The sequence below is a fragment of the Streptosporangiales bacterium genome (genome assembly GCA_009379825.1).
In the GTDB taxonomy this organism is placed as follows: domain Bacteria; phylum Actinomycetota; class Actinomycetes; order Streptosporangiales; family WHST01; genus WHST01.
Window position 1 is genome coordinate 88,320 of sequence record WHTA01000001.1, and the last position, 24,077, is coordinate 112,396.

Annotated in this window: 18 protein-coding genes and 2 pseudogenes; 8 read left to right on the forward strand and 12 right to left on the reverse strand. The window is 69.1% G+C overall.

Features of this window, described 5'->3' with window-relative positions; all coding sequences use genetic code 11:
- The first annotated feature begins 37 nt into the window (after positions 1–37).
- Positions 38–818, forward strand: a pseudogene (locus GEV07_00495) (DinB family protein).
- 65 nt (positions 819–883) lie between these two features.
- Positions 884–2,218, forward strand: a complete 1,335-nt coding sequence (locus GEV07_00500; GenBank protein MQA01251.1) for an MFS transporter — start codon at positions 884–886, stop codon at positions 2,216–2,218.
- 10 nt (positions 2,219–2,228) lie between these two features.
- On the opposite strand, the gene GEV07_00505 is transcribed toward GEV07_00500, so the two are convergent.
- Positions 2,229–3,221 carry an FAD-binding protein gene (locus GEV07_00505; GenBank protein MQA01252.1) on the reverse strand — a complete coding sequence of 331 codons (993 nt, stop codon included), beginning with the start codon at positions 3,219–3,221 and terminating at the stop codon, positions 2,229–2,231.
- Between the two features lie 55 nt (positions 3,222–3,276).
- Between GEV07_00505 and GEV07_00510 the strand changes: the two genes are divergently transcribed.
- A complete protein-coding gene (locus tag GEV07_00510) occupies positions 3,277–3,867 on the forward strand; it encodes a helix-turn-helix domain-containing protein (GenBank protein ID MQA01253.1) in 591 nt (196 codons plus the stop codon).
- A 7-nt stretch (positions 3,868–3,874) separates the two neighbouring features.
- Here the strand turns inward: GEV07_00510 and GEV07_00515 are convergent, their stop codons facing one another.
- Positions 3,875–4,540, reverse strand: a complete 666-nt coding sequence (locus GEV07_00515; protein ID MQA01254.1) for a Pterin-4-alpha-carbinolamine dehydratase — start codon at positions 4,538–4,540, stop codon at positions 3,875–3,877.
- Complete coding sequence (locus GEV07_00520) at positions 4,537–5,187, reverse strand: GNAT family N-acetyltransferase (protein ID MQA01255.1); 651 nt, start codon at positions 5,185–5,187, stop codon at positions 4,537–4,539. The genes GEV07_00515 and GEV07_00520 overlap by 4 nt, the downstream gene beginning before the upstream one ends.
- A 103-nt stretch (positions 5,188–5,290) precedes the next feature.
- Between GEV07_00520 and GEV07_00525 the strand changes: the two genes are divergently transcribed.
- From GEV07_00525 to GEV07_00535, 3 genes are all read left to right on the forward strand, one after another.
- On the forward strand, positions 5,291–5,938 hold the full coding sequence (locus GEV07_00525) for a hypothetical protein (protein ID MQA01256.1): 648 nt from the start codon (positions 5,291–5,293) through the stop codon (positions 5,936–5,938).
- A gap of 169 nt (positions 5,939–6,107) precedes the next feature.
- Entirely contained in the window at positions 6,108–7,658 is a 1,551-nt protein-coding gene (locus tag GEV07_00530) for a DNA polymerase Y family protein (protein MQA01257.1), read from the forward strand.
- 161 nt (positions 7,659–7,819) lie between these two features.
- Entirely contained in the window at positions 7,820–9,913 is a 2,094-nt protein-coding gene (locus tag GEV07_00535; protein ID MQA01258.1) for a PHP domain-containing protein, read from the forward strand.
- Here the strand turns inward: GEV07_00535 and GEV07_00540 are convergent.
- The 8 genes and pseudogenes from GEV07_00540 to GEV07_00575 form a co-directional block, all read right to left on the reverse strand.
- On the reverse strand, positions 9,887–10,207 hold the full coding sequence (locus GEV07_00540; protein MQA01259.1) for a hypothetical protein: 321 nt from the start codon (positions 10,205–10,207) through the stop codon (positions 9,887–9,889). The two genes, GEV07_00535 and GEV07_00540, sit on opposite strands and share 27 nt — an antisense overlap.
- Before the next feature lie 81 nt (positions 10,208–10,288).
- Complete coding sequence (locus GEV07_00545) at positions 10,289–12,451, reverse strand: hypothetical protein (protein ID MQA01260.1); 2,163 nt, start codon at positions 12,449–12,451, stop codon at positions 10,289–10,291.
- Positions 12,452–12,473: 22 nt separating this feature from the next.
- Complete coding sequence (locus GEV07_00550) at positions 12,474–13,841, reverse strand: aldehyde dehydrogenase family protein (GenBank protein ID MQA01261.1); 1,368 nt, start codon at positions 13,839–13,841, stop codon at positions 12,474–12,476.
- 108 nt (positions 13,842–13,949) lie between these two features.
- Positions 13,950–15,788 carry a GAF domain-containing protein gene (locus GEV07_00555; GenBank protein ID MQA01262.1) on the reverse strand — a complete coding sequence of 613 codons (1,839 nt, stop codon included), beginning with the start codon at positions 15,786–15,788 and terminating at the stop codon, positions 13,950–13,952.
- Positions 15,785–16,843 carry an alcohol dehydrogenase catalytic domain-containing protein gene (locus GEV07_00560; protein ID MQA01263.1) on the reverse strand — a complete coding sequence of 353 codons (1,059 nt, stop codon included), beginning with the start codon at positions 16,841–16,843 and terminating at the stop codon, positions 15,785–15,787. The genes GEV07_00555 and GEV07_00560 overlap by 4 nt, the downstream gene beginning before the upstream one ends.
- Before the next feature lie 189 nt (positions 16,844–17,032).
- Positions 17,033–17,266 (reverse strand): annotated as a pseudogene (locus GEV07_00565) (sodium:solute symporter).
- Positions 17,267–17,348: 82 nt separating this feature from the next.
- Positions 17,349–18,971 carry a SidA/IucD/PvdA family monooxygenase gene (locus GEV07_00570; protein ID MQA01264.1) on the reverse strand — a complete coding sequence of 541 codons (1,623 nt, stop codon included), beginning with the start codon at positions 18,969–18,971 and terminating at the stop codon, positions 17,349–17,351.
- A 45-nt stretch (positions 18,972–19,016) separates the two neighbouring features.
- Complete coding sequence (locus GEV07_00575; protein ID MQA01265.1) at positions 19,017–19,943, reverse strand: alpha/beta hydrolase fold domain-containing protein; 927 nt, start codon at positions 19,941–19,943, stop codon at positions 19,017–19,019.
- Between the two features lie 384 nt (positions 19,944–20,327).
- Between GEV07_00575 and GEV07_00580 the strand changes: the two genes are divergently transcribed.
- Together GEV07_00580 and GEV07_00585 are read left to right on the forward strand one after the other, a co-directional pair.
- On the forward strand, positions 20,328–22,169 hold the full coding sequence (locus GEV07_00580; protein ID MQA01266.1) for a SidA/IucD/PvdA family monooxygenase: 1,842 nt from the start codon (positions 20,328–20,330) through the stop codon (positions 22,167–22,169).
- 3 nt (positions 22,170–22,172) lie between these two features.
- Positions 22,173–23,738 carry an AMP-binding protein gene (locus GEV07_00585; protein MQA01267.1) on the forward strand — a complete coding sequence of 522 codons (1,566 nt, stop codon included), beginning with the start codon at positions 22,173–22,175 and terminating at the stop codon, positions 23,736–23,738.
- Here the strand turns inward: GEV07_00585 and GEV07_00590 are convergent.
- Positions 23,662–23,979, reverse strand: coding sequence for a hypothetical protein (locus tag GEV07_00590; protein MQA01268.1), 318 nt, complete (start codon positions 23,977–23,979; stop codon positions 23,662–23,664). The genes GEV07_00585 and GEV07_00590 overlap by 77 nt on opposite strands.
- Positions 23,980–24,077: the final 98 nt, after the last annotated feature.

Below are 24,077 nucleotides of genomic sequence, written 5' to 3' on the forward strand. Positions count from 1 at the left end.
AGATCGGACTGTCGGCAGCCGGCGCTACCGTCCGGCCATGGCCAACTTCTTCCGCGAGGATCTCCAGGGATCCCGGTTCGAGTGGGTCGACCTGAGCGGTTCGCAGATCCGGGCCAGCGACCTGACAGGCGCCACGTTCCGCGGCGTCGACATGAGCCGGGTGGTGATGCGCGGCGTCGAACTGGTGGACGTCGACATCTACGGTGAGATCGTGAACCTGACCGTCAACGGTGTCGACGTCGGGCCGTTGGTCGACGCCGAGCTCGACCGCCGATATCCCGACCGGGCGAAGATGCGACCGAAGGACCCGGCCGGCTTCCGCGAGGGGTGGGACGTCCTCGAGCGGCTCTGGGACGGTACTGTCGCCCGGGGCCCGCCGGTTCGACCCCGAGCTGCTGCACGAGTCGGTCGACGGCGAGTGGTCGTTCATCGAGACGCTGCGGCACCTGGTGTTCGCGACCGATGCCTGGGTCAGGCGCGCGATCCTCGGCGACCCGTCGCCGTGGCATCCGCTCGACCTGCCGTGGGACGAGATGGCGGACACGCCCGGCGTGCCCCGCGACCGCGAGGTACGGCCGTCGCTCGACGTGGTGCTCGAGCTGCGTCGTGACCGGATGTCCACCGTCCGCGCGGTTCTCGAGGGTCTCACCGACGAGTCGCTGGCCGGGCATACAGAATCGGTCGAGGGGCCCGGCTGGCCGCAGCCGCGCAGCTACCCGGTGCGAGAGTGCCTGCTGTGCATCCTGACCGAGGAGTGGGAACACCGGCTGTACGCGGAGCGGGACCTGGACGCGCTGGCGCATCGTGCGCGGCCTTGACGGCCGTCATGCTGGCGCTATAACGTCTGCTGCCACAATTCACCGCGAGGCAGGGGCATTTCATGATGTCCAGCAATGTGGCCGCTGGAAAGCGGTCAAGCAGGTTCGTGGTCGTCGCTCTGTGCGGTATGGCCATCATCGTGGACGGTTACGACCTCATCGTCTACGGCGTGGTGCTGCCCGTCCTCGTCGGTGGCGACGCGGAGTGGACCCTCACCACTGCCGAGGCCGGCCGGATCGGTGCTTACGCGCTGATCGGCATGCTGGTCGGAGCGATCTGTATCGGCACTGCCACCGACCTCGTCGGTAGGCGTCGCATCATGATCGGTTGCATCACCTGGTTCTCCGCGGCCATGGCGCTCGCCGCCGTCGCACCGAACCCGGACCTGTTCGCACTGGCCAGGTTCGTTGCCGGGCTCGGCCTCGGTGGCGTGGTGCCGACCGCGATCGCGCTGACGATCGAGTACGCCCACGAGCGGCACCGCAACGCGACGAACGCCGTGATGTTCGTCGGCTATTCGGTCGGTGGCATCGTGGTGTCGCTGATCGGCACCGTCGCGATAACCAGCCTCGGGTGGCGGGCGATGTTCTGGATCGGCGCGGCGCTGGGGGTGCTACTCGTCCCGCTGTGTATCGCCCTACTGCCCGAGTCGGCGAGCTATCTGGTCGCGCGGGGCAGGCGGGCCGAAGCGGAGCAGCTGGCCGCAAAGTACGACCTGCGGCTGGAAGAGCCGGGCCGGGCGGACGACGAGCGGGTCGGTGGCCTCGCCGGACTGAAGGCGCTGTTCGACCCGAGCGTGCTGCGCGGCACCCTGCTGTTCTGGCTCGGCTGCGGGATCGGGCTGTTGCTCGTCTACGGCCTGAACACCTGGCTCGCACAGATCATGGTGAAGGCCGGCTTCGGCCTGGGTTCTGCGCTCGCCTTCCTCCTCGCGTTGAACCTCGGCGCGATCGTAGGGACGCCACTGCTCGGTGCGCTCGCCGACCGGATCGGTTCCAAACCGGTCACCGTCGGGATGTTCCTGACCGCCGCGGTGTGCATCTTCCTGCTGAGTCTCGGCATGCCGACCGCGGTGCAGTACGTGCTGGTCGCCGTCGCCGGCACCTGCACGATCGGCACCACGATCCTGGTGAACGCCTACACCGCCAACTTCTACCCGGTGCGGATGCGTGCCACGGGCATCGGCTGGTCGCTGGGTATCGGCCGGCTCGGCGCCATCCTCGGACCGCTCTACGGCAGCTTCATCCTGTCCACCGGATGGGGCCTGCAGGCGAACTTCTACGCGTTCGCGATCCCCGCTCTGGTCGGCGCCCTCGCCATGCTGTTCATCCCGGCCATCGCGGCCGCCTCGGCGGGTCGGTCGGTGAGCGCGCCCGGCCCGGAAGCTCAGCGGTCCTGACGCTTTCTTCCTACCCGGTCGGTGCCGTGGCTCTCGCGGCGTCGACGGCCTGCCGGGTCTCCTCGGTGACCAGGTCGGCGTTGATCTGCGCGGCCGCAGCCGCACCCGCTGCCGCGGCGTTGCCCACCTGCGCCACCAGGTCGGTGACGTTGCCGGCGACCCACACCCCTGGCACGTCGGTGCGGCCGGTCGGGTCGGCGGGGATGTGCGCACCGACGCCCGCCGGGTGCTCCACCGGCTGCAGGCCGAGCGCGTCCAGGAAGCCGGCGCGTGCCACCATCCGCGACGAGACCACGACGGCGTCACAGTCGACGGGGGTGCCGTCGGTCAGTCGCACTCCCGCGAGGCGGTCGTCGACGACCTCCAGCGACGCCACCTCGCCCGGCACCACGCGGATGCCGCGGGCGGCCAGCTGCTCCGCCTCGTCTTCTGTCGGCACCTGCCTGCTGTGGGTGAAGAACGTGACGTCGGCGCTCAACTGCCGGAACAGCAACGCCTGGTGCACCGACATCGGCCCGCTGTTCAGCACCCCGATGGCCCGGTCACGGACCTCCCAGCCGTGGCAGTACGGGCAGTGCAGGACGTCGCGACCCCACCGCGCCTGCAGGCCAGGTACGTCGGGCAGCTCGTCGACCAGCCCGGTGGTCACGAGCAGCCGGCGCGCGCGGACCGTCCGGCTGTCGGCCAGCTCCACGACGAAGCCGTCGTCCGTGCGCGTGGCGACGGCGACCTCGCCCGGCACCACGTGCCCGCCGTAGCCGCGGACCTCCGCCCGTCCGTGTGCCAGCAGCTCGGCCGGGTCGGTCCCCTCCCTGCCGAGCAGGCCGTGCACGCCGGCGGCCGGCGCGTTGCGCGGAGCGCCCGCGTCGATCACCACGACCGAGCGTCGTGCCCGGGCCAGCAGCAGTGCGCCGTTCAACCCCGCGGCACCGCCGCCGATCACCACTACCTCGTAGCTGTCCGCCAGCTGATCGGTCACCATGACCACCTCCACGGCAACCATGCACACGCCGCGGACGCGTCGGCAAACGTCCTTGCCGATATGGCAAACTGGCGGTATGGACGAGGACTTGGGTCGAGCGCTCGACGGGGTAGGCGCCCGGCTGCGCGCGTTGCGCAAGGAGCGCGAGACGACGCTGGCCGACCTGTCGGCGGCCACCGGCATCTCGGTGAGCACGCTGTCGCGACTGGAGTCCGGTGCCCGCCGGCCGACGCTCGAGCAACTGCTCCCGCTGGCCAAGGCGCACGGCGTCACGCTGGACGAGCTCGTCGACGCCCCGCCCACCGGGGACCCGCGCGTCAACCTGCGTCCGGTCACCCGGCACGGCATGACCATGCTGCCGCTGACCCGCCGCGCCGGCGGCATCCAGGCGTACAAGCTGGTGCTCCCCGGTCGTCGCCGTCGCGCGGCCGAACCGGAGCTCCAGACGCACGAGGGCTACGAGTGGCTCTACGTGCTGAACGGGCGGCTGCGGATGATCCTCGGCGAGCACGACCTGGTGCTCTCCCCCGGCGAAGCCGCGGAGTTCGACACCCGGGTGCCGCACTGGTTCGGCTCCGCCGACAGCGACCCGGTCGAGTTCCTCAGCCTGTTCGGCAAACAGGGCGAGCGTGCACACCTGCGCGCCAGGCCCAAGGCCAAGGCGTAGCCGGCGGTCAGCCGCTGCTCACCCAGGTGGCCACGCAGGCCTCGTTGCCCTCGACATCGGCGAGCACCCACCAGCCAGGCGCGTGCTCGTCGGTCACCACGTGCCCGCCGGCGGCCAGCGCCGCCGCGACGCGTGCCTCCGCCTGGTCGAGCGGCACCCACACGTCGAGGTGGATCCGGTTGCGCTGTGGGCGCGCCGCGTCCATCTGGTTGAAGAAGAACACCGGCCCGTGCAGGTGCGGGTCGTTCAGCTCGTCGTCCGGGGTGTCGGCGCGGGGCCGGTAGCCGAGCACGGCCCGCCAGAACGGCAGCACCTCGGGGATGACGAGCGCGTCGATCGAGACCACCAGGTTCTGCACGGCGGACGGGTCGGCCGGTACGTCCAGCTCGCGTGCCGCCGCGGAGATCCGCCTGGCCAGCTCGACGTCGGCTGCGGTCAGCCCGTAGTAGTCCGGCGTGATCGTGAGCAGCCGCACGGTGACCCCGCCGCGTCGCAGGTCGACGTCGGGCTCGTGTCGGTCGACGCTGGGCAGTTCGCCGATCGTCCGTACGAGCCGGGCGCCGGCGGCGAACGAGCCGGTGCGGAAGTACGTGCACAGCGTCTCGCCGACCAGCCGCCAGTCGTCGAGACCGGCGGCCTCATGGACCTGCCGTGGTGTGACCGGGTCGCTCACCGCTGGTCGCCTCCCGCGCCGAAGTCGACCCGCATCACCACCCGCCGCACGGTGGGGTGGCTGACCTCCGTGAACCCGGCGTCTTCGAACACCTGGCGCGCACCCACGTGCAGCTCGCCCCAGGTGATCTCCTTACCCGGCTGGGTGATCATCGAGTACCCCTCGACCGCCCGCGCGCCGCGTCCGCGCGCGTATTCGACGGTGGCCGCGGCGAGCGGGTACGTGAGGCCGCGGCCGCGGTAACCCTTCCGCACCACGAAGCAGGTCACCGCCCAGACACTCTCGTCGTCCTTGTCCTCGTCCCGGCCGCGCCACGGGATGCGCGAGGTGCGCAGCTTCGGGTACGCCGTGCGCGGTTCCACGGCCACCCAGCCCACCGGCTCGCCGTCGAGGTACGCGACCAGCCCGCCGGTGGTCGCGGCGTCCGGCTCACCGCAGGCCGTCTGCGTGCGCAGCAGCGCGATCCGCTCCTCCTGGATGGTGTCGCGCCACACCCAGCCGGCGACCTTGAACCGCTGGCACTGGCACAGCCCCGGGTAGTCGGTCGTGCCGAAGATCGCCTGCACGTCTGCCCAGGACGCCTCGTTGGCCGGGACGATCCGCAGCTGCTCCGCGGTGACCGGCAGTTGCTCCGCGGTGGTGTCCATGGCCGGCAGCGTACGCGCCGGCACGGACACCGCGGGCGGTTTCGAACCACTTGACGTTGTCGAACACGTGTTCGATTCTGGAAGAGTGGTTGCCTCTCCTGGGATGGCCGAAGCGGTGGCCGGGCAGCGCGTGAAGGACGTGCTGCCCGTGCTTCCGCCGCTGCGCGGGCTGCTGCCCGCGGGCGGGTTGCGGCCTGGCTCCGTGACCACGGTGGACGACCCGACGCTGCTGTTGGCGCTCGCGGCCGGCCCCACCGCCGCCGGTGGCTGGGCCGCGCTCGTGGGCATGCCGGAGTGCGGCCTGGTCGCCGTGGCGGAGCTCGGGGTGGCGACCGACCGGCTGCTGCTCGTCGACGACGCCGGCAGGCGCTGGCCCGAGGTGGTCGCCGCGCTGCTCGACGGGGTCACACTGGTCGCGGTGTGGCCGGCGGGCGAGCCGCCGCCGGCCGTCGCGCGGCGGCTGGTCGCCCTGGCCAGACGGCACGAGGCCGCCCTGCTGGTCGCCGGTGCCTGGGCGGGCGCGGAGGTGAACCTGAGCCTTGCCGGCAGCCGCTGGTACGGCGTCGCCGACGGACACGGACAGCTGACCCGCCGGCACGTCACGGTCACCAGCGCCGGCCGCGGCAGTGCCGCCAGGGCGTGGCGCACCCCGCTGTGGCTACCGGACGCGAACGGCACCGTACGGGAGGCCGCGGCCGAGCAACAGCTGACACCGCTGCCCTACCCGGCCGAAGTGGAGGCGGTCTCGTGAGCGCCGGCCGCATCGTGCGGGAGGTCGTGGCTGAGCAGGGGGCACCGCTGGCTGAGGTGGGGGTCGTGGCCTGTGGTTGTGCCGTCAGGGTGTGGTGCACTCCGCTGTGGTTGTCGGGCGCGGACGGCGTCGTGCGACAAGTACCGCCGGCTGAGTTGGCGGTGGTCTTGTGAGCGCCGGGGCCAGGCCGGCGCGGGTGCTGGCGGTGTGGTGTCCGGACTGGCCGGTGGTCAGCGTCGCCGGTCGGTCGGAGCGGGAGCAGCCGGTCGCGGTCGTCACCGGTGGGCGGGTGGTTGCCTGCTCCGCGCCGGCTCGCGCCGCGGGTGTACGCCGCGGGCAGCGGCTGCGCGACGCGCAGGGGCGCTGTCCGCAGCTGCAGGTACTCGACGACGACCTCGCTGCCCAGGTGCGGCTGTTCGAGCAGGTGGTGGCCGGGGTGGAACAACGGTGTCCCCGGGTGGAGGTGATCCGGCCCGGGCTGTGTGCCGTGCCTGCCCGCGGCCCGGCGCGCTACTACGGCGGTGAGCAGGTGCTCGCCGAGCTGATGCACGAGACGGTCGCCGCGGCGGGCGTCGAGTGCCGGGTCGGCGTCGCCGACGGGCTGTTCGCCGCCGTGCTCGCGGCCCGCGCCGCCGAGTCGGACATCCGCATCGTCCAGACGGCCGAGACCGCTGGCTTCCTCGCCGGGCACCCGGTGAACGTGCTCGACCGGCCGGAGCTGTCCGGGCTGCTGGTGCGGCTTGGCATCCGCACCCTGGCCGACTTCGCCGCGCTGCCAGGCGAGGACGTGTTCGCCAGGTTCGGTGCCGACGCGGCGGTCGCGCACCAGCTCGCGCGCGGGCGCGAACCGCGCCGGCTGGCGCCGCGTACGCCCGCGCGCGACCTCGCCGTGCAGCTGACGTTCGACCCTCCGGTCGAGCAGTTCGAGCAGGTGGTGTTCACCGCGAAGTCGCTCGCCGACGAGCTGCACACCACCCTGGCCAGGCACGGGGTCAGCTGCGTACGGGTCGAGGTGGAGGTGACCACCGACGACGGCAGGTGCTGGTCGCGGGCGTGGCGGCACGACGGGCTGTTCTCCGCGTCGGCGGTCGCCGAGCGGGTGCGTTGGCAGCTCGACGCGTGGCGTACGGCCACGGCGGCCGACGAGGCGCTGACCGGTGGCCTGGTCCGGCTCCGGCTGGTCCCCGACCAGCTGGTCCCGGACAGCGGCCGGCAGCTGGCGCTGCGGGGCGGCCGGGCCGCGGACGACCAGGTGGAGCGGGCGGCCACCCGCGTGCAGACGATGCTCGGCCACGCCGCGGTCACGCAGCCGGTCCGCGTCGGCGGTCGCGGGCCGGGCGACCAGGTGCTGCGGGTGCCGTGGGGCGACGCGCCCGCCGACATCCCACGGGACGGCGGCTGGCCGGGCCGGGTGCCCACGCCCGCGCCGGCCGTCGTCCACGTCGAGCCGCCTGCGGTCGCGGTCGTCGACGCCGCCGGCGCGCCGGTCACGGTGGACGGCCGGTGCGCCGCCTCGGCGCCCCCGCACCGGTTGGTCGTCGGGCCGCGGTCGGCCGCGCTGGCCGTCACCGGCTGGACCGGGCCCTGGCCGGCGCACGAGTACTGGTGGGACCCCGCGCGCAGCCAGCGGTCGGTCAGGTGCCAGCTGGTGACCGCGGACGGCCGCGGCTGGTTGCTGGTGCTGCGGCAGGCCAGGTGGTACGTCGAGGCGGAGTACTAGGGCATGCCTCCCAACGGCGGTCGAGGCGAGCGGCGTCCAGAGCGGTCGATAGCGGCGGCGGACGAGGCGCTCGTATTGGGCATACTCGCGCTGAGGACAACGCCGCTAGGGGCCGTCCTGGGCGTCGCGCAGCCCGGACAGGTGTTGGGAGGCGTGCCCTAATGGGGTGGCAGAACCCGGCCATTCCGTGGCGGGAGTTCGAGCGGCGGCTGTCGTGGCACGGTGGCCGCCGACCGCCGGACGTCGCGTCGCCGGCGGCGGAGCAGCCGCCGGCCCGTACGGCGGCACCGGCGGAGCAAGACGAGCAGCCGCCGTGGGCGGAGCTGCACTGCCACTCTTCGTACAGCTTCCTGGACGGCTGCTCCTCCCCCGCAGCACTGGTGGCCGAGGCGCTGCGGCTGGGGATCCAGACGCTCGCCCTCACCGACCACGACGGCATGTACGGCGTCGCCCAGTTCGCCGAGGCCGCGCGCGGCACCGGGCTCCGTACGGTCTTCGGCGCGGAGCTGAGCCTGGGGCTGGCCGCACCGCAGACCGGGGTGGCCGACCCGCAGGGCCGACACCTGCTGGTGCTGGCCCGCGACAGCACCGGGTACCGGCGGCTGAGCCGCGCGATCGGCGCCGCCCAGCTCGCCGGTGGGCAGAAGGGCCGGCCGCGTTACGACCTCGACCAGCTGAGCGCGGCGCACGACGGGCACTGGGTGGTGCTCACCGGCTGCCGCAAGGGCGCGGTGCCGGCCGCGCTCGCCACGTACGGTGCGGCGGCCGCGGAACGGGAGCTGCGCGAGTTGGTGGACCGGTTCGGCCGCGACAATGTCTGCGTCGAGCTGGTCGACCACGACCAGCCGCTCGACGACGCGAGGAACGACGCCCTCGCGGTGCTCGCCGACCGGGTCGGGGTGGGCGTGGTCGCGTCGAACAACGTGCACTACGCCGGACCGAGTGAAGCCGACCTCGCCGCCACCGTTGCCGCCGTGCGGGCCAGGCGCAGCCTGGACGAGATGGCCGGCTGGCTGCCCGCCACCCGCACCGCACACCTGCGCTCGGGCACGGAGATGGCCGCCCGGCTGGCCAGGTTCCCCGGCGTCCAGGAGGCGACCGCGGAGCTCGCCCGCGCCTGCGCGTTCGACTTCGAGGAGGTGGCGCCACAGCTGCCGGACCGTAAGGTGCCTACCGGCTACACCGAGTCGCAGCACCTGCGGCGGCTCACCCGCGAGGGGGCGCTGCGGCGCTACGGGTCGCTCGTCGAGCACCCGCTGGCGTACGCCCAGCTGGAACGCGAGCTGGACGTCATCATCGGCGGCGGGTACACCGGCTACTTCCTGATCGTGCACGAGATCGTGGCGTTCTGCCGGGAGGAGCGGATCCTCTGCCAGGGCCGTGGCTCCGCGGCGAACTCCGCGGTGTGTTACGCGCTCGGCATCACCGGTGTCGACGCCGTACGGCACCAGCTGCTCTTCGAGCGGTTCCTCTCCCCCGGCAGGGACGGCCCGCCGGACATCGACCTGGACATCGAGAACGCCCGCCGCGAGGAGGTCATCCAGCACGTCTACGACACCTACGGGCGGGAGCACGCCGCACAGGTGGCCAACGTTATCTCGTACCGCCCGAAGATGGCGATCCGCGACGTGGGCAGGGCGCTCGGCTACAGCCCGGGCCAGCAGGACGCGTGGTCGAAGTCGGTGGGGCTGGGTGAGTTCGAGTCGTCCGACGAGCTGCCGGCCATGGTGCGCGACCTCGCCACCAGGGTGAAGCGGCTGCCCCGTCACCTGGGCATCCACTCCGGCGGCATGGTGATCTGCGACCGCCCCGTCGGCGAGGTGTGCCCGGTCGAGTGGGCGCGGATGCCCGGTCGCAGCGTCATCCAGTGGGACAAGGACGACTGCGCCTGGCTCGGCCTGATCAAGTTCGACCTGCTCGGGCTTTTCGCTGCTTTGCGTCAGTGTCTCGTTGGGATGACGCGGGACACGCCCACCCACCGCCGGCGGTGTCTGCTTCCTCAACCTCGAAGACGAAACCGGCATGGCCAACATCATCTGCCCACCCCCAACCTACCGCCGAACCAAGAAAACCCTCCTCGACAGCCCCGCTCTGTTCGTCACCGGCCTCCTGGAGAGCGCCAACGGCGCTATCAACATCGTCGCCCAACGGATAGAGCCGTTCTCCCTCGCCGTCGCGACGAGGTCACGCAACTGGCGATAGCTGGCTCTCATACGCGACGTTCCCGATCACCCGTCAGGTCTGGACCCACCTGACCAAGCGTCGCCTAGAACGCCTCTTGCGATGATCACTCTCTGGACCTCGCTGGTGCCTTCGTAGATGCGGAACAGCCGTGCGTCTCGGTAGAACCGCTCGACCGGGACGGATCGCATGTAGCCGAGCCCGCCGTGGATCTGGACAGCACGGTCGGCGACTCGGTCGACCATCTCGGAGCAGAAGAGCTTCGTACACGACGGCGCGGTTCGTCGGTCGCTGCCTTCGTCGTACTCGCGGGCCGCCTGCAGGACCATCGCACGACCCGCATAGAGCTCGGTCTGTGAGTCAGCCAGTTCGCACGAGTGTCCTGACGGCCTCGAGTACCGCGGCGAAGTCCGCGTCGTCCATAGCGGCTCTCCCTCTTGGCTGTAACGTCAAGGAGTGGTTGGCACGTCGGTGAGCCTGGCCAGGCAGTCGACGGCGGCCAGCGCCTGCCCGGATCGATCGACGAGCAGCGGATTGACGTCGAGCTCGGCGACTTCTTCGGCGAGATCGGTCGCGAGCCAGGACACTCGTACGACTACATCGGCGATGGCGTCGAGGTCACAGGCAGGACGGCCGCGGACCGGACCGAACAACCGGCTGCCGCGTAACGAGAGCAGCATTCGCCGAGCGGTGTCGAGGTCGACCGGAGCGACCGCGGCCGCGCTGTCGGCCAGGACCTCGACGAGCACGCCCCCGAACCCTACGACGACGACCGGGCCGAACCCGATGTCATGCTTGGTTCCAACGATCACTTCGAGGTCGCCGTCGACCATGCGCTGCACCAGCAGCTCCGCGTCCGCGAGCTCAGCGGTCGACGCGCGGGTGAGCAGCGTCCGCGCCGCCTCTCGTACCTGGTCGGCATCGACCAGGTCGAGCAGCACTCCGCCGATGTCGCTCTTGTGCCCGACATGGTGGGAGAGCAGCTTGACCGTGACTGGTCCGCCGAGCTCATCCAAGGCGGACACGGCAGCCTCAGGGGTGGCTGCGCGGCGTGACCCCGCGCTGGGTATGCCGTACGCGGCGATCAGCCTTGTGGACGCGTACTCGTCGAGCTGGGTCTGCCCGGCGGTCCTGACCGCGTCGAGAACCGCACGGGCCGCCGTCGGGTCGACACCGGACGGACGGTGCGGATCGGGTACCGCCGGCCGGAGGCTGTAGTCGACGAGTGCGCCCAGAGCTGCGGCCGCCCGTCCCGGGTCGTTGTAGCAGGGAATGCCCTGCGCTCGCAACAGCCGCTGCGCATCGCCGCTGCCACCGGTCCACACGACCACGAACGGACGGTCGGTGGACCGGTGTGCACAACCGATCACGTCGACCAGCTGCTCGGCGTGCTTGTCGGCATTGCCAAGCAGCACAGCGACCAGATGGGAGTCCGGGTGTGCCAGGGCGACATCGAGCGCGCACCGCAGCAGGTCGGGATCGGCGAGCAGCGCCGCCGTCAAGTCGATCGGGTTGCTCGGGGACCCGTAGGGTGGGAGAACCGCGGCCATTCGGTCCTGCCAAGCCTGGTCCCAGGCGGTGATCTCGACGCCGTGTGCGCTGGCCGCGTCTGCCATGAGCACACCGGCGCCGCCGGAGAGCGACAATGTGGTGAGTGAGCGGCCATGTGCACGGCGGCCGGTGGCGAACAGCTGGGCGGCATCGAGCAGGGCGTTCATGCCGTCGACCCGGACGATGCCGAACTGGTGCGCTGCTCCTTCGAAGACCGCGTCCTCTCCGGCAAGGGAGGCGGTGTGTGACTGCGCGGCCCGGGCGCCGGCTTCCGACCGTCCTACCTTCACGGCGAGGATGGGCTTGTCGAGGCGGTGGGCACGGCGCGCCACCTCCAGCAGCCGCCGTCCGTCGCTGACGCCTTCCAGGTAGGCGAGCAGTACCCGCGTCTCGCCGGCGTCCAACAGTGCGTCCAGGACGTCGGCGACCGAGAGATCGACCTCGTTGCCGGTGTTGACGTAGTGCGAGATCCCGATCCCAGCGTGTAGCGCCTCGGTGAAGACGAAGGACCCGAAGGCACCACTTTGGCTGACGAAGGCTACAGGACCGTCCCGCAGCTCGATCGTCTCGTCCAGCGCTGAGGTGAAGGTCGGAACGGCTCGGTCTCTGACCCCGATCATCCCAAGGCAGTTCGGGCCGAGGACACGGACTCCGGTCTCCGCGATGGCGGCTTCGAGCTCCAGCTGCAGCTGCGCGCCCCGCTTACCCGATTCGCCGAAGCCGGACGCTCCCACGATGGCCGCGGAGATCCCGTTCTTTCCGCAGGCACGTACCGCAGTTGGCACCTGCTCGGCCGGCAGCATGATCATGGCGAGGTCGATAGTGCCGGGGACCTCGTCGAGGCTGCGATAGGCGGGCAGGCCCTGCACCTGCGGGCGAGCGGTGTTGATCGGGATGACGCGGCCGGTGAACCCGAACCGCTGCAAGTAGTCGACAGGTCGGCCGGAGAGCTTGACGGGGTTGTCGGAGGCACCGATCACCGTGATGGACCGTGGATAGAGCAGCTTCCACAGATCGGCGAGTTGGCCGGTGGATTTCGAGGCTGTGGCCGTGCTACCCATGGTCGATACTCTCCTCGCTGAGTCAACCAATGACACGGACCAGCTTCTTGTTCGCGAACTCCTCGATGCCGTACCTGGCCAGCTCGCGTCCGACCCCGGAGGCTTTGACGCCACCGAACGGGAGGTCGGGTGCGCTCTTGCTGGTGCCGTTGATCCACACCATGCCGGCCTCGAGCCGCTCGGCCAGCGCACGGGCCTGGTCGATGTCGAGCGTGTAGACCGCAGCGGCCAGCCCGAACGGCGTGTCGTTCGCGAGGGCGACGGCGGCATCCGCCGAAGCCGCTCGGTGGACGACCGGCCCGAACAACTCCTCCCGATAGGCGCGCATGGCAGGGGTCACGTCGGTGAGCACGGTTGCCTCGTAGAACGAGCCCGCGCCGGCGATCCGGTGTCCGCCGGTGAGTACGGTCGCGCCCTTGGCGACCGCGTCGTCGACCTGCGCGGCGAGCTCGTCGACGGCCTCGCGCGACGACAACGGCCCGAACGTGGTGTCCGGGTCGACGGGATCGCCGGGAACCTGCGCACGCATCGCCGTCGCGAACCTGCCGACGAACGCGTCGAAGATGTCGTCCAACACGATGAAGCGCTTGGATGCGGTGCATGCCTGGCCAGCGTTCGTCAGCCGGTTGTTCACAGCCGCGGCGACGGTCGCGTCGAGGTCGTGGCCGTCGAGCACGATGAACGGGTCGGACCCGCCGAGCTCGAGCACGTACTTCTTCAGGTGACGTTCGGCGACCTCACCAACCGCCGATCCCGCTCGTTCCGAGCCGGTGAGCGACACGCCCTGGACACGGGAATCTGCGATCATCTGCGCAATCTGCGTACTGTCGGCGAACACGTTGACATACACGCCGGCGGGCAGCCCGGCGTCGGTCATCAGCGCCTCGATGGCCAGGGCGGACTGTGGGCAGTTGCGGGCGTGCTTCAACACGACCGTGTTGCCGAGCAGGATGTTCGGAGCGGCGAACCTGGCGACCTGATAGTGCGGGTAGTTCCACGGCATGATGCCGACGAGTGGTCCGATCGGCTCGGTTCGCACCAACGCCTCGCCCCGGCCGGCGATCTCCAGCGGCTCGTCGGCCAGGAACCGTTCGCCGTGGTCGGCGTAGTACTCGTAGATGTCGGCCGTCAGCACGATCTCGCCTTTGGCCTGGGTGACGGGTTTGCCCATCTCCAGCGTCGCCGTCAACGCGAGCTCTTCAGAGCGTTCACGATACAGGGCCGCGACCCGGCGCAACACCTCGGCGCGCTGCCGCAAGGAGGTCACTCGCCACATCCGGTAGGCAGCAGAGGACTCCTCGAGCACGTCCTCGATCTCCGCGGCCGTCGCGACGGGAAACACCTTGAGCACGGTCCCGGTCCCCGGATGACGCGTGACATAGTCGCCCATGGTCCCTCCCTTCGTCGCGTGCATGCCGACCAGACTCATAGTCTCGGAGACCGGCAGAGGTTGCGGTTGTGCCGATACGGAACATGCGTGCTGTTGCGTTCGTGCCGTTCATGCGTCGATGCGCAGTGCCACCATCTTGCGGTAGAGCGTTGTCCTGCCGATACCGAGTGCCTGGGCGGCTTCGGTTCGGTTTCCGCCGGATCGGTGCAGCGCCGAGATGATGGCCTGCCGTTCCGCGTCTTCCATCAGGGTCAGCTGACGACGGGACCGGGCGTGCTGCAGCCGTGTCGGGAGATCCGTGAGCCGCACCACCCCTCCCGGCATGCGGCAAGCAAGATCCTCGACGGTCCGGGAGAGCTCGGCGACATTCCCTGGCCACGACCACGCGATCAGCGCCTGCAGCGCCTCCGAGGAGAACGTCGTCTCCCGACGCCCGTCCGGCAGACCGGTCAGGATGTGGCCCACCAACTGCGGGATCTGTTGCTGTATCTCACGCAACGTCGGCAACCGCACAATGGTCGCCAGCTGGCCCACTAAGGACTGGACGTGCTCTTCCGCCGCATCCAGATCGACCGTCATGACCAGCGCAGCACAGCGATCACCCGCAGTGGCGGTAGAACCTGCGGAATCCTGGCATTGGACGAGCGCCTTGACCCTGTTAACCTCACGCGGCTCAAGATCCTGCACATGCCGCAGGATCACCGGCCTGTCCTCGGCGAGCGCCTCGCTCGCAGCAGAGAACCAGCCGGACTCGTCGTCCCGACGATGACAGGAGACGTCGATGACAAGCGGCGACACGTGAGTGCGGAAGGTACGGTAAACCGCGGACGCAGCATGGAACTTGCCCGTCCCTGGTCCGCCGTCGATCGCGACGCAGTCCCGACTGCAGATGGCGTCAATGAGTTGCGTCTGGACGTCCGGCGTCACACTCAGCGACGCCGCCGGCAGCCGGATCGCCGATCCGGTCAAGACCGTGCCGGCCCGGTGCGGCGGGTCGTGGTCGGCCGGGAGCAGGCGGACGCAGTATGCGGCATCGGATTCGTGGCTCCCGTCGACCCGCTCCACCACAGCCTCGCGCCATGCGGTGGGCAACGGAATCCCGATCCGTTGTGGTCCCCGCTCCAGCGGGGCGTCGGACAGGTGTGTCCACAACAAGGCGTGTGAGTCGCTGCTCACGTAGGTCAGCCCTGCGGTGTTGGCGAACATCACCCGTTCGTTGACGACGAGGACGGGGTCGTGCTCTCCCTGGTTGGCGACCAGGTATGCCTGGATGAGGGCACGCTCCTTGGCGCCGCGCATCGCGGTCAGGTTGCTCTCGATCTGACGACCGACATCGATCGCAACGGCGTACGTGAGCGGTGTCGCATCGACGGTGTAGCAGGCCAGGGAGAACGTTCCTACCAGTCGCCCTGTGAAGGGTTCGAAGACTGGAGTGCCGGCGCAGGTGATGGGTTCGAGCATGTCGTTGTAGTGCTCGCTGCCCCGCACGACGAGCGGACGGCGTTCCGCGATGACGGTGCCCAAGCCGTTCGTCCCGATCGAGGTCTCCGAGAAGTCGAACCCCTCCGCCGCGAAGGCGTTATCGAGCACGCTGCGCTGGCTGGGTTCACTCACTCGACGCATGATGATCTTGCCGGTGTGGTCACTGAGGAACATCGCGACCCGGACCTCGCCGATGTGGTCGCTGAGCCGGTCGAAGACCGTGGCCGCGGCTCTCCCCAGTTCCAGCTCGTGTCCGTCGATCTCCTGGTAGGGGATCTCGTCAGGTCTCGTCGGAACAGTGTCACCGAGGGAACGCCGCCAGCTGCGCTCGATGACGTCTCTCACGCCCACCGCTGACGGTCGCACGGCGAGGAGGCCATTGCTCAGCAGGTCGTCCTTCGCCTGCCGGATGCGTTGCTGGTCGGCTGCGGGTCCGGTGGGCCACGGTTCGGCGCTGGTGTTCATGACGAGAGCACGATCCGGCCGGGGACCCCTCCGTTGGCGACATCGGTCAAGGAACCGCTGACGCCGGCGAGGTCCAGCGTGCCAGGCACGACCGGTGAGCGTGGTAGCTCACTGGTCCGTGCGATCGTCACGAGTTGCTGCAGCTCGTCGAGTGTGCCGACGTAGCTGCCCTGGATGGTGATCATCTTCAACGCCATGAGGGCGGTCGGCACGGTGAGTTCGCCGCCGAACAGCCCGATCTGCACGAGCTTGCCGGCCTTGCCGAGCGCGTTGAAGGCCAGTTCGGCGGTCTGGGTGTTGTTCACGACGTCGATCACGGCACGGACCGGCCCGCCACATGCCTCGGACAGATCCTGCTGCGCCCGGTCTCCGTCCACCACCAGTGTTGTCGTCGCGCCTGCAGCCGACGCGAGCCGGAGGTTCGCCGCATTGATGTCGACGGCGCAGACGTTGCGGTGCCCACGCGCGACAAGAACACCGACCACGGTCAGCCCGACTCCTCCCGCGCCGATCACGACGACGGGCATGTCGGCCGGCAACGGCAGCACCTTGTTCACGGCGCTGAACGCGGTGACACCTGAGCAGGCCAGGGTGGCCGCCCAGGCAGGCTCCAGTCCGGAGATGTCGATGAGGAACTTCTCGTCGGGGACGGTCACGAGCTCGGCGTAGCCGCCGTGTCTGTTCACCCCGATCGTTCGGCCGGAGCCGCAGTGATTGTCCAAGCCGGCAGCGCAGAGGTGACACGAGCCGCAGCCGATCCACGGGTAGACCAGCCGCTCCTCCCCGACAGCGACGTCGCGGACGTCGGGACCGATGGCTTCGACCCTGCCCACGATCTCGTGACCCATGACCAGCGGGTAGGCAATGCCACGGTCGGTGAGCCGGAGCCTGCCGCGCCGCCCGAGATCGTAGTACCCCTGCCGGAGATGGGTGTCGGTGTGGCAGACACCTACGTGCAGCACACGCAGGGTGACCTCGCCGGCCCGTGGTGGACGGTCGGGCAGTTCGACCTGCCGAACCGTGGTGTCGTCTTCGGTTACGGCGTACGCGTACACAGCCACTCCTCGACTCTGAACAGAGGCTCTGAGCACATGATCTCATCGATCCCGGCGACGATCATGTTCCAGAACGGAACAGGGGCGGGGCGGTCTCTGCTCCCTCGACGCCGCTGCGCCGCCAGGTGATCGCGAGGCTGCCGTCTGCGCGGCCGTCGGGAACGGCCCCAACGGCGCGAGGAACGCCCCGGCCACCAACGCGGCGGGACCCCATGCCGACGTGGTGCCGCTGGCACCCACCATGCCCCAGCCGCTCTGGATCGAAGAGAACGAGGCGATCGCCATCACGAAGAATCCCAGTGACTGGCCGGCGACCAGGAACTCCTTCGACGACGTCATCTTGGAGTTCGCCCAGAGTCCGATGCCGATCATTACCACCAAGTACGCGATGGCGACCCCGAGTATGACGGTCTGCGCATCCATTGAAGAGTCCTTCCGTGGGGCGACGGGTTCAGGGCCAGCGGACGACCCAGGCCGCGTAACAGCTCGTCCTATGAGGCTCGTCCTACGAGACCTGTGCCGATGGAGCCATCTCGAAGCCCGCGTAGCCGTTGCTCGTCACCTCGGCAAGCTGCTGGCGATAGGCCTGCAGGCCAGCCATGTAGAACATGACGGTGTTGGGTTTGCCGGGGATGTTGGCGCCGAAGATCCAGGAGTCCGCTTTGGGGAACAGCGTCATGTTCGCGATCTCGCGGCAGGTGGTGGTCCATCCCTCCTCTGCCTGCGCGGTCGCCTCGATCGATGTCACACCCGACCGCTCCGCGTTGTTGATCAGCTCGGAGATCCACTCACCCTGGGCCTCGATGCTGGGCGGCAGGTTGGTGAAGGGCCCGTTGGGTCCGAGGATCATGAACAGGTTCGGGAAGCCCGTCGTCGAAATGCCGAGATAGCTGGTCGGTCCGTCCTTCCAGTGCTCCTTGACGGACCTTCCCCCGCGTCCGCGGATGTCGATCCGGGTGTAGTTGCCGTCGACCGCGTCGAAGCCGGTCGCGAAGATGAGCACGTCGAGCTGGTGTTCCTGGCCGTCCTCGGTCCGCACACCCTTCGGCGTGATCTCGGCGATCGGGTTGGCCTTGACATCCACCAGCGAGACGTTGTCGCGGTTGAACGTCTCGTAGTAGCCCGGGTCGCACAGTGGTCGCTTGGCGTAGAGGTCCGTCGGTGTCAGCTTGCGCGCGGTTTCCGGGTCCTCGACGATCTCCGCGATCTTGGCTCGGATGAACGACGCCGCGGCCTCGTTCGCCTCCGGGTCCGTGGCGATGTCGCTGAACGTACCGAACATGAAATGGAAACCGCCACCGCGTTCCCATGCCTTCTCAAAGACGCGTTGCCGTTCCTCCTCCGAAACGCTCATCGCCGCGACGGCGCTCTCCTTGAAGCCGAAGGCGACGACCGAGTTGCGCACGCCGTCCCAGACCTGGTCATAGTTCGCTTTGACCGACGCAACATAGTCTTCGGTCACCGGACCGTTGGCGATCGGGACGCTGTACTGTGCCGAACGCTGGAAGACGGTGAGGTGCCCGACCTCCGGCGCGAGCGCGGTGATCACCTGACATCCGGTGGAACCCGTGCCGAGCACGCCGACTCGCTTGCCGGCAAGGTCGTGTTCCTCGGGCCAGGCGCCGGTGTGGTAGACCTCCCCCTCGAACGTGTCCCGCCCGGCGATGTCCGGGATGTTCGTCGCAGAGAGCAGCCCCAGGGCAGACACCAGGTACCGCGCGGTGAACGTCTCGCCGGTGTCGGTGCGGACCTCCCACGCATTCCTCGACTCGTCGAAGACGGCGGACGTGATGCCGGTGTTCAGCTGGATGTCACGGCCGAGGTCGAAACGCTCGACGACGTGTTCCAGGTAGGCCAGGACCTGTGATTGCGTGAGGTAACGGGTGTCCCAGGTCCACTGCTGGAGCAGATCCTTGTCGAAGGAGTAGCAGTAGACGAAACCTTCGGTGTCCGACAATGCTCCTGGGTATCGGTTCCAGTGCCAGGTGCCCCCTACGCCGCTGGCCCTGTCGAACGCCCGGACGGTGAGGCCGAGCTCATTGCGTAGCTTGTGGAGCATGTAGATGCCCCCGAATCCCGCGCCCACGACGATCGCGTCGACGTCCGTGCTCGTCTTGCTGGCAGCCATCAGTGATGCTCCTTTGCTCGGTAGGTGTCGATAGGCCTGACACGGTCAGCCGTGGTACCAGACGGCGATCCGTCGAATCTCCTCGTCCGCTTCCGGTGCGCGGCCAGCGAGGAAGGGGAAGACGTGCTGCATACCCTCGACGACGGACAACGTCACGTCGACGCTCGCAGCGTCGGCGCTCGCGGCGAGCCGGGTGGCGTTGTCGACGAGTGACTCGACCGAACCAGCGTTGACGTAGAGCCTCGGGAAACCGGTGAAGTCGGCATACAAGGGATTCGCCAACGGCGTCGTGGGAGCGACCGTGCCACCAAGCACGCCGGCGATCATGCCCTCGAGCAAACCGACCGTGATCAACGCATCGGTGGCGTCGTTGGTGACCAACGTCTTCCCCTTGTTCTCCATGTCCAGCCACGGCGAGAACGCGATCACCCGCCCGGGCAGTGGCCGGCCGTCAGCACGCAGTGCCAACGGGATCGCGACGGCCAGGTTCCCGCCGGCTGAGTCACCGATGGTCGCGATGTCGGCCGGCGCGATCCCTCGGTCGGTGAGCGCTAGGAACACCGCGACACCGTCTTCGACCTGCGCCGGATGGACGTGTTCCGGTGCTCGCCGGTAATCGAGCACGAATGCTGTGACGCCAATCGCTCGCGCGACGTGCGCGGCGAGCTTGCGGTGACTGGCCGCCGACCCTACGGCGAAGCCGCCGCCGTGAGTGTAGAGCAGGACCTTGGCGCGGTCGGCACCGCTGGGCAGGGCCCAGATGCCAGGTACGCCACCGATCGTCTCCTCCTTGTAGGTGACGTTCTCGGGTTCGCGGGTGGGCTGGTGCCACTCGTCGAAGATGCTCCGGAGCAACCGTATGTTCAGGTCCGGTGTCGACGCGAGGATCTCGGTCCAGTCCGCGTAGAGGCTCCTGAGCGTATCTGCGTCAGTTGAGGTCTTCGACTGCTGAGGTTCGGAAGAGACCGCCATCTCGATACTCCTTTGTCCGTAACGGCGGGACCGTGTGATGCAGTGTGCGGCCGCAGCCGCCACCGCGGGGTGTACCGATCTGAAACACCACACGTGTTGGCATGCCGAGGAGCCCGCGGCGACTCCAGCCTGGAGACCGTGACGCCAAGGGCACGGTCGACCTGGCAGCGCGTCAGATCGACCAGCCATCGCTGCCTGTAGCCGAAGTGCGCGAACTGAGCGCTCTACCCAACCAGCTCGCTTGCCACCATCCTCATCTTGATTCTAATCTACATTAGATTCAGGAATGAGGTTACCGTGCCGAGAGCCGCGGAACGCATTACCTCCCTCGACGAGGCGACTCTGCGTGACACCCTCGTCGAGGCCAACGTGCCCACACTGCTGATGGTGCTGTTCCAGCTGAGCGGCAACCGTAGCTGGTTGCGCGAGCCATATCTGCCCACCCGCATTCCCGGCATGAGCGACCACGACGACGGTGGTCTGTCCCCGGACCTCCAGCAACGTGTGCGGAACGCGGCAGCCACCGCCGTGCTCGCCTGGGACCAGGGCCGACCGGTCACCGTCCCGGCACCGCGCGGCGACCTGCTGACGACCATGCTCTCGGTGTGCATGGGTGAGCAGGTCGCACCGGACTTCGAGCCGATGATGGCAGAGGAGCTGGGTTTCGCTCCTGCGCGGTCACGGGTCGTCGACACCGAGAGAGCGGCGGGGTTCCCGGTCGTCGTGATCGGTGCCGGTGTCTCCGGGCTCGCCGCGACGGTCAAGCTCCGTGAGCTGGGCGTGCCTGTCACTGTGCTGGAGAAGAACGCGACTGTTGGCGGGACGTGGCTGGAGAACCGTTACCCAGGCGCCGGCGTCGACACACCGAGCCACCTCTACTCGTTCTCGTACTTTCCGCGCCGGTGGACTGCGCACTTCGCGAAACGCGACGAGCTCGCGCGCTATCTCGAGGAGTTCGCCGATCACTTCGAGCTGTGGCCCCACATCAGGCTCCGCCACGAGGTGACAGCCATCGAATGGGACGACACTGCGCAGCGCTGGACGGTGACGGTCGTCGGCCCTGACGGCGGTACGGACCGATTCACCGCGCGCGCCGTCGTGACCGCGGTCGGCCAGCTGAACCGCCCCGCCGTGCCCGACATCGAAGGAGCAGCCGACTTCACCGGCCCGGTGTTTCACTCCGCGCGTTGGCCAGACGGCCTCGACGTCACCGGGAAGCGCGTCGCCGTCGTCGGCACGGGCGCGAGCGCGATGCAGATCGTCCCCGCCGTCGCCGACCGGGTCGCGAGCCTCACCGTCTACCAGCGCTCCCCACAGTGGGTCGCGCCGAACGCCAACTACTTCGAACCGGTCAGCCCGCGTAAGGACTGGCTGATCACTCACGTGCCGTACTACCGCGCCTGGTACCGCGTGCGACTGGCGTGGACGTTCAACGACAAGACACACGCATCGCTGCAGATCGACCCCGACTGGGGTCTCGGACAGCACGCCGTCAACGCGGTCAACGACGGCCACCGCACGTACTTCACCAGATACCTGATGCGCGAGCTCGACGGCCGCCCCGACCTGCAGGCAAAGACACTGCCCGACTACCCACCGTTCGGCAAACGGATGCTGCTCGACAACGGCTGGTTCAAGGCGTTGCGCCGGCCGAACGTCGAACTCGTCACAGCACCCGTCACGCGGTTCACCCGTACCGGCGTGGAGACGTCCGACGGCCGCAAACGCCCCGCCGACGTGGTCGTGTTCGCGACCGGCTTCGAGGCACGCAAGCTGCTCGGCGAGCTGGGCATCCGCGGGCGTTCCGGACGAACCCTCAGGGGCGTCTGGGGCGACGACGACGCGTACGCGTACCTCGGCATCACGGTACCGGACTTCCCCAACCTCTTCTTGACCTACGGCCCACACACCAACCTCGGGCACGGCGGCAGCTACATCACGGTGGCGGAGTGCCAGGTGAGGTACATCGTCGACCTGGTCGCGCAGATGATCGACACAGACATCACGTCCGTCGAGCCACGCGCGGACGTGACAGAGCGGTACAATCGCGACCTCGACGACGCACACGCGCGGATGATCTGGACCCATCCGGGCATGGACACCTGGTACCGGAACCGCAACGGGCGCGTCGTCACCAACTCACCCTGGCGGATCGTCGACTACTGGGCGCTCACGCGCCGCGCCGACCTCGACGACTTCGTCGTCCGGACCAGGCTGGAAGGCTGAGCGATGTTCACCAGCAGCGTGCTGCGCAGCGTGGCGCAGCGGGCGAGGGCAGGCTACCGCGACCGTCCCGCGGTGTCGTTGGAAGACGGGCCCACGTGGACGTACGGCGAGCTCGTCGCCAACGTCAACCGGTACGCCAACGGCCTGCTCGACCTCGGCGTGACCGCGGGCGACCGTGTCGGCTTGCTGATGCGCAACTCGCTCGAGTACTGGGCCGCCTACCTCGCCACCACGAGGATCGGGGCGATCGCCGTACGGCTGAACTGGCGACTGGCGCCGGCCGAGCTCGACTACGCACTGCGCGACTCAGGCGCGACGGTACTGTGCCTCGACGACGCCTTCACCGGCGAGCTGCGCCAGATGCTCGGCGTGCTGCCCGACCTGACGCCGGTGGCCTTCACAGAAGGCGCCGACCCGTTCGCGACGCAGCCGGCTACCGAACCACCGGTTGATGACCCGGCGGCGACCGACCCGTGCATGATCATGTACACGTCGGGCACCACGGGACGCCCCAAGGGCGCGTTGTGGTCGCACGACACGACGCTGTGGCAATGCGCCATCCAGGTCATGCAATGGAAGTACGACAAGAATCTCGTCTGCCTGTCCACCACGCCGATGTACCACGTGAGCGCGGTCGAGGACTGGGCGCTGCCGGCGTTGATGCTCGGCGGCCACGCGGTGATGATGCGCTCGACCGGCCTGCGCCCTGAACGGATCGCCGCGATGGTGCGACGACACGGTGTCACGGACACTTTTCTCGTCCCTTCCGTCATCTACGACCTGCTCACGTCGGACGCGCCCGGCGCGCTCGACCTGCCCAGCCTGCGCCGGGTCGTGACGGGTGGGTCGCCGATGGCGGCGTGGGCGGTGACCAAGATGCGGCAGGCGCTCCCCGACGTCTCGCTGGAGCAAGCGTACGGACTCACCGAGGGTGGCCCGATCTCCACGGTCATGGACCCCGCCGACCTCGACACCCATCCCGCCAGCGTCGGCACACCGATGCCGCTGGTCGAAGTACGCATCGCGCGCCTCGACGACCTCGCGGCGGACGCCGCAGCAGACCAGGAGGGCGAGATCTGGGTCCGCGGCCCAGCGACGTGCGGCGTCTACTACAACAAGCCCGAGGCAACGGCGGCGACGTTCGTCGACGGCTGGTGCAGAACAGGCGACCTCGGCCGGCTCACCGCCGACGGTCACCTCTACGTCGTCGGCCGTGTCAAGGACATGATCATCAGCGGCGGCGAGAACATCTACCCCGCCCAGGTCGAGGCGGTGCTCCTCGATCACCCGGCGGTGAAGGACGCAGCCGTCATCGGCATCCCGGACGCCAGGTGGGGTGAACGCCCATGCGCGGTCATCGTCACCAGCCCCGGCATGACGGTCACCGCAGACGAGCTGGTGGCGCGCTGCCGCGGCCAGCTCGCTGGCTACGAATGCCCGCGACACGTGGTGCTCGTCGACGAGCTCCCCCGCAACGCCTCGGGCAAGGTACTCAAGCGCGTTCTGCGCGACCAGTACGCATCGCTGGGGACGCGAGGTCGTGGGATGGATCCAAATACAGCCTCGTGAGGTGGTCGGCGATGCACACCGGCGTCGCCGAACGCTCCGGCAGCATCGTATAGCGCACCTTCACCTGCACGCCGCCGTCGATCTCGACGGCGTCCAGCAGCCGCGCCGTCGCTCTTACCCGAGTATGGGCGGGTAGCGGCGCTGGGAAGCGCACCCGGTCCAGGCCGTCGTTCACCACCATGCGTACACCACCGAGGGGCAGCACCTGCGGCAGGAACTTCGCGATCAGCGCTAACAACAAGAAGCCCGGCACCGTCGTGGTGCCGGGCTAGGGGTCGTCGTCGGTCGCGGCAGTGAACTGGGCAATGCGGTCCTCGCTGACCGACACCCAAGATGCGG

Coding starts and splice junctions, on each gene's coding strand:
- GEV07_00500 (MQA01251.1), top strand. CDS start 884: ATGTCCAGCAATGTGGCCGCTGGAAAGCGGTCAAGCAGGTTCGTGGTC.
- GEV07_00505 (MQA01252.1), bottom strand. CDS start 3,221: ATGGTTGCCGTGGAGGTGGTCATGGTGACCGATCAGCTGGCGGACAGC.
- GEV07_00510 (MQA01253.1), top strand. CDS start 3,277: ATGGACGAGGACTTGGGTCGAGCGCTCGACGGGGTAGGCGCCCGGCTG.
- GEV07_00520 (MQA01255.1), bottom strand. CDS start 5,187: ATGGACACCACCGCGGAGCAACTGCCGGTCACCGCGGAGCAGCTGCGG.
- GEV07_00525 (MQA01256.1), top strand. CDS start 5,291: ATGGCCGAAGCGGTGGCCGGGCAGCGCGTGAAGGACGTGCTGCCCGTG.
- GEV07_00535 (MQA01258.1), top strand. CDS start 7,820: ATGGGGTGGCAGAACCCGGCCATTCCGTGGCGGGAGTTCGAGCGGCGG.
- GEV07_00545 (MQA01260.1), bottom strand. CDS start 12,451: ATGGGTAGCACGGCCACAGCCTCGAAATCCACCGGCCAACTCGCCGAT.
- GEV07_00550 (MQA01261.1), bottom strand. CDS start 13,841: ATGGGCGACTATGTCACGCGTCATCCGGGGACCGGGACCGTGCTCAAG.
- GEV07_00555 (MQA01262.1), bottom strand. CDS start 15,788: ATGAACACCAGCGCCGAACCGTGGCCCACCGGACCCGCAGCCGACCAG.
- GEV07_00570 (MQA01264.1), bottom strand. CDS start 18,971: ATGGCTGCCAGCAAGACGAGCACGGACGTCGACGCGATCGTCGTGGGC.
- GEV07_00575 (MQA01265.1), bottom strand. CDS start 19,943: ATGGCGGTCTCTTCCGAACCTCAGCAGTCGAAGACCTCAACTGACGCA.
- GEV07_00580 (MQA01266.1), top strand. CDS start 20,328: ATGGTGCTGTTCCAGCTGAGCGGCAACCGTAGCTGGTTGCGCGAGCCA.
- GEV07_00585 (MQA01267.1), top strand. CDS start 22,173: ATGTTCACCAGCAGCGTGCTGCGCAGCGTGGCGCAGCGGGCGAGGGCA.